This window comes from Shewanella sp. SM23, assembly GCF_025654295.1.
GTDB classification, from domain to species: Bacteria; Pseudomonadota; Gammaproteobacteria; order Enterobacterales; family Shewanellaceae; genus Shewanella; species Shewanella oncorhynchi.
In genome coordinates, this window is sequence record NZ_JAKKRM010000066.1 from 1 (window position 1) to 627 (window position 627).

Sequence of the window (627 nt, forward strand, 5' to 3'; positions counted from 1 at the left end):
AAGTAAAGAATCCGCCTTCTTAGAAGGCGGCTTTGACTTGCCCCTGGAAGGGGCTATTCCAAGAACCTACATCATCTGCAACGACAATTGAGCCTCATGTTCCTGATCTTGTTTATCTTGATGGCGCACATATCGTCTAATGATTTCTTCATTAACACCTACTGTATCTACAAAATAACCTCTGGCCCAAAAGCTATTGCCCCATAGCTTTTTACGTACATGAGGAAATTTATTGAATAACCTTATCGCACTTCTTCCTTTCAATACTCCCATCAGCGTTGATACTGACAGCTTCGGCGGGATTATGACTACCAAGTGAACGTGGTCTATCTGAACGTTTAATTCTAAAACCTCACAACCCTTCATATTGCAAAGGATATAAATTGACCTGTATAACTCCTTACCAAGGTTTCCTTTTAACATTTTAAAACGGTACTTCGGAGTCCAAACAATATGATATTTGCAACGCCAATAAACATGTGATGAACTTCTATAATCGCCCATGCTTTTCGTTTCCTCTTACTTGTGGTGAATAAGAAGTCTCTTTTAGCATGGGCATAATTCAGGCTATAGCCTCAAGGAACAATCACCACCGCCAGAGGCGGTGGTTTTGGGATGACAATAAAA

At 40.5% G+C, this 627-nt stretch carries 1 protein-coding gene; it reads right to left on the reverse strand.

From position 1 onward, the window contains the following. Positions 1-66: 66 nt before the first annotated feature. A complete protein-coding gene (gene tnpA, locus L5L98_RS22310) occupies positions 67-504 on the reverse strand; it encodes an IS200/IS605 family transposase (protein ID WP_219255617.1) in 438 nt (145 codons plus the stop codon). Positions 505-627: the final 123 nt, after the last annotated feature.

What these genes read in the sequence shown, in the direction of transcription:
- tnpA (WP_219255617.1), bottom strand. Translation starts at nt 504, where the DNA reads ATGGGCGATTATAGAAGTTCATCACATGTTTATTGGCGTTGCAAATAT.